General features: G+C 45.4%; 3 protein-coding genes. All 3 read left to right on the forward strand.

All coding sequences use genetic code 11. The features are described 5' to 3' along the window. Positions 1-4,291 (forward strand): trifunctional serine/threonine-protein kinase/ATP-binding protein/sensor histidine kinase (locus tag PN466_RS10665; RefSeq protein ID WP_271939515.1); only part of this gene is annotated, 4,291 nt, incomplete at its 5' end. A 117-nt stretch (positions 4,292-4,408) separates the two neighbouring features. Then, positions 4,409-4,552 carry an ATP-binding protein gene (locus tag PN466_RS26300; RefSeq protein ID WP_390889988.1) on the forward strand — a complete coding sequence of 48 codons (144 nt, stop codon included), beginning with the start codon at positions 4,409-4,411 and terminating at the stop codon, positions 4,550-4,552. Between the two features lie 108 nt (positions 4,553-4,660). Beyond that, positions 4,661-5,037: hypothetical protein (locus PN466_RS10670; protein WP_271939518.1), on the forward strand; the 377-nt coding region annotated here is incomplete at its 3' end.

Genomic DNA, 5,037 nt, shown 5'->3' on the forward strand with positions numbered 1-5,037 from the left:
CTTTAGCGCCTTAGTGATCGCATTTCGGGATTTAATGCAACAGCTCTTAGCAGAATCGGATACTCAGTTAGCCCAGTGGCAGAGCAAAATTCTGGCCGCCTTAGGCGAAAATGGGCAAGTAATTATTGACGTGATTCCTGAGTTAGAGCGACTGATTGGCAAACAGTCCTCAGTGCCGAAACTCTCTGGCAATGCAGCCCAAAATCGGTTTAATTTATTATTTCAGAAATTTATTCAAGTTTTTACCACTCCTGAGCATCCCTTAGTTATTTTCCTCGATGACCTTCAATGGGCAGATTCGGCCTCTCTGAACTTGATGCCACTACTCATGGGCGAGAGCGATACCAGCTATCTGCTTTTGCTAGGAGCCTATCGAGATAACGAAGTATATCCCGCCCACCCGTTGATGCTGACTCTAGCAGAAATGGTCAAATCGGGAGCAATTATTAATACAATTACTCTCGCGCCTTTAAGCGAAACCGATCTCAATGGCTTGGTCGCAGATACTCTAAGTTGTAGCCAGGATTTGGCTTGGCCTTTAAATCGATTAGTCTATCAAAAAACCCAGGGAAATCCCTTTTTTGCCACCCAGTTTCTCAAGGGATTACACGAGGATGGGTTGATTGCTTTTAACCGGGATAAAGGTTATTGGGAATGCGACTTAACTAAGGTGAGTCAATTAGCACTGACCGATGATGTCGTAGAGTTTATGGCCACTCGGTTGCACAAACTCCCTCAAGAAACTCAAGAGGTATTGAAGTTAGCCGCTTGTATCGGCAACCCGTTTGATTTAGAGACTTTGGCCATTGTCAGGGAACAGCCCCAGATAGAAGTGGCAGTTTCCTTGTGGAGGGCACTGCAAGAGGGATTGGTGTTGCCATTAAACCAGACCTATAAGTTTTTCCAGGGGAGTAAAGGTGAAGAAAAAGTACGGGCACAAGATGTGTCGGTTGGCTACAAATTTCTACACGATCGCGTCCAGCAAGCTGCCTATTCCCTCATTGCTGACGATCGCAAGCAGATGAGGCACCTCAGCATCGGGCGATTGTTGTTGCAGCAAACCTCTCAAGAGGAACGAGAAGAAAACCTCTTCAACATCGTCAACCAGTTAAATATCGGTATGGCCCTACTTGAGAAACCGAGCGAGATCCTTGAGTTCGCACAACTGAATTTAGGGGCAGCACAGAAGGCCAAATCCTCTGCTGCCTACAATGCGGCAGCAAGCTACTTAAACACAGCTATCACTCTGATCGGACGTACCGAGGCAACTCTTTTGGAAGTATGGCAAGCTCACTATACATTCATGCTGCCATTACATAATTTACTAGCAGAAGTTAGCTATCTCAATGGGAACTTTGAAAAGGCAGAGCAACAGATTCAGATCGTCATCAACAACGCTAGAGATCTTCTCGATCGCGTCAAAGCCTACGAAATCCGCATTTCAGTTTTGGTGGTGCAAGGCCAGTATCAAGCAGCACTGGATGTGGGGTTAGAAATTTTGAGATTGCTCGATGTGTCCCTGACAGAGGCTCCCTTACCAGATATTGATATCGATCTCCTCTACACCTTGCCGACAATTACCAATCCCCAGATTGTTTCTGCTTTGAGCATTCTGAGCCAATTATGGGCCCCAGCCTTTATTGGCAATCCCCAGCTCCTGCAATCGGTCGTTGTGACGATGCTGAATCTGTCTGCAACCCATGGAAACTCAGCAAGAGGAGCCTTTGCCTATGCACTCTACGGGATGTTGCTCTGTGCCACGATGAAGGACATTGCATTGGGGTACCGCTTTGGGCAACTGGCGCTGCATACCCTCGATCGCCATGAAGATGCCGAGCTGACTTGCAAGGTGAATCAACTGTTTCACGCCTTTATTCGCAACTGGAAAGAGTTAGCCCGCGATCGCGCCGAATGTCTTGCCGATAACGTATTAACGGGCTTAGAGACCGGTGACATTGAGTTTGCCTGTTATTCCGCGATTAACTATTGCGATAACCTTTGCGTCATGGGCGAATCCCTAAGCCTTATTCATCAAAAACAAAGCTACTACATTGAGCTGACCCAGAGTCTCCAGCAAGAATTCCAGTACTTTGCTGCCGCAATCTGGGGACAGTTCGTGGAAAATTTAATGGGTCTGGCGGCCGATCCCAAACAACTGGTGGGGCAACGGTTTAATGAAGATGAGGCAATACCTAAGATCGAACAGATGAATTCGTTCACGGCATTGTTCTTTTTTTACACCTCTAAAACAATGTTGCATTATTTGTTCGACGATTATGAAGGTACCTTGGTTCATTCCCAGTCTGCCATTGAGTACGAACAAGCTGGGGTGGGAATGTTACCCGTCACTCAGATTCCCTTTTATCGGGCATTAGCTTTGTTAGCGCTCTATCCCAGTGCTGCCCCGGAACAGCAAGCTCAAATGTTGGAGGAGGTGGAAACTCACCAAAAACGTCTAGACATTTGGGCCACTCACGCTCCGCAGAATTTTCAGCATAAGCTGGATTTAGTGGCTGCGGAAACAGCACGGATTCAGGGTCATCGAGGGGAAGCGATCGAACGATACGATCGCGCGATTTCTGGGGCGAAAGAAAACCAATACATCCATGAAGAAGCGATCGCTAACGAACTGGCTGCCAAATTCTACCTTGACTGGGGCAAAGAAAAAGTCGCCAGCAGCTATATGCAAGACGCTTACTATAGCTATGCGCGTTGGGGGGCAAAGGCGAAAATTGCGGATCTCGAACAACGTTATCCGCAACTGCTCGCGGTGATTGGGCAACCCACTCATCCTCAACACCTGTCCGAATTAAGCCTCTCTGCAAGTCAGACAACCAGCTTAACCAGCAGTAGCCACAGCCCCAATATTTGGTTAGATTTTCCCGCCGCGATCGAAGCTGCCCAAGCCATCTCTGAAGAAATTGAATTAGAGAAACTCTTAGCAACGTTAATGCAGACCGCGATCGCTAATGCTGGAGCGCAAAGCGGTCATTTAGTGTTATATCAAGACAACCAATGGGTGGCGATCGCCAAAGCCAATCGAGACAGGGCCGAACGGCTCGACATTCGGCTCGATCGATACTCGAATCTTCCCCAGAGTTTAGTGTATTCGGTTGCGCGAACTCAGGAGACAGCGGTGTTTGACAACTTAAGTACCGTAGACCAATTTGCCGGCGATCGCTATCTGATTACCCACCAACCCAAATCCGTGTTATGTATGCCGATGAGTCGTCAAGGAAAACTCATCGGTATTTTGTACCTGGAAAATAACATCACCCTGGGTGCTTTTACCCGCGATCGGATTGAGATGCTCAACCTGCTTGCCAGCCAAGCAGCGATCTCTCTAGAAAATGCCCGTCTGTATCAACAAACCCAACACTATTCCCACACCCTCAAAGCAGAGGTCGAGCGCAAAACTGAAGCCCTCAACCAAAAAGCTCAAACTTTAGAGACCACCTTAGAACAGTTGCAACGCACTCAAGCACAACTGATTCATAGCGAAAAAATGTCCTCGCTCAGTCAATTGGTTGCTGGGATTGCTCATGAAATCAATAATCCGATTGGCTTTATTCGTGGCAATATTAATCATACCCAAACTTATATTGAAAACCTAATCGATTTGCTCGAACTGTATCAGCGAGAATATCCTCAAAGAAGTGCAGACATTCAAGCAAAATATGAAGAAATAGACCTGGATTTTTTGCTTGAGGATGTCACCAAAACCTTAGAATCCATCGAAGTAGGCAGCGATCGCATTCATCAAGTTGTTCTCAGCTTGCGAGACTTTTCTCGTTTAGATGAGTCTAATATTAAAACCGTTGATATCCATAGTGGAATTAAAAGTGCGCTGTTGATTCTGCAACATCGATTTCAAAAAAATGAACACCAACCGGCAATACAAGTCATTGAAAAGTACGGAAAACTGCCCAAAATCACCTGTTATCCGAGCGAACTGAACCAAGTCTTTTTCAATATTATTAATAATGCGTTAGATGCGATTCAAGAAAATCTTCAACACAAGACAACACCTGAAGTCCAAATTTGCACTGAAGCGCTTGAAAACCATCGGATACGAATTACGATATCGAATAATGGAAGTCCTCTCCCAGAAACGATTCAAGACCGGATTTTTGACCCATTTTTTACAACTAAGCCCGTCGGTAGAGGCACAGGATTAGGCTTGTTTATCTGTTACTTCATTATTCAAAAACACGGGGGTACGATCGCCGTGCAATCGCAATCGGAAGAAAGAACAGCCTTTGAAATTATTTTGCCCCAGAAATGCGTGTAGATTGTTAGATAGCAGAGAAAAGGAGAGTTAGGACATGTTCTATTGCGATTCGTGCCTATTGCCTTAAACATAACCTAACTCTCCTAACCAACTCTTTAGTCTTTCTCGCGCAAAGGCATGGGTTTAGGCATCACGATCGCTCATCAAATTATTGAGGAAAAACACGAGGGAACAATCGATTGCTATTCCCAAATCAGTAAAGGTACGGAATTCATGATTTCTCTTCCTTTTGGCAATTCTAATGCGAAGAATTATGAATAAGACTTAACCTCAAAGATAGAGCTAAGGTTGCCTCATTCACAAATCATTCACATTGGTATAATAAACTAAAGAAAAATCTCTAAAATTAAGTCGTTTTAAAAAACTGCTATGACTAGTCTAAGAACTCCCCTCCAGGGCTATGAAGTCCTCGAACTGCTGCACTCTAGTTCCAGAACACTGGTTTATCGAGGACTACACTTGGCTGATAATAAGGCGGTGATTATCAAATTGCTCAACTGCGAGTATCCGACCTTCAGCGAATTGGTCAATTTTCGCAATCAATACACCATTGCCGCAAATCTCGACTTGCCTGGAATTGTCAAACCCCTAGCCCTCGAACATTATGGGAAGGGTTTAGCATTAGTCATGGAAGACTTTGGAGGGATCGCGCTTTCAGAATATATGGCCGAGCATCCCTTGAATTTAGAAGAATTTTTTCAGGTAGCACTCTCCCTGTGCGAAATTCTCGACGGACTCTATCGCCA

It is taken from the genome of Roseofilum reptotaenium CS-1145, from assembly GCF_028330985.1.
Classification (GTDB): domain Bacteria; phylum Cyanobacteriota; class Cyanobacteriia; order Cyanobacteriales; family Desertifilaceae; genus Roseofilum; species Roseofilum reptotaenium.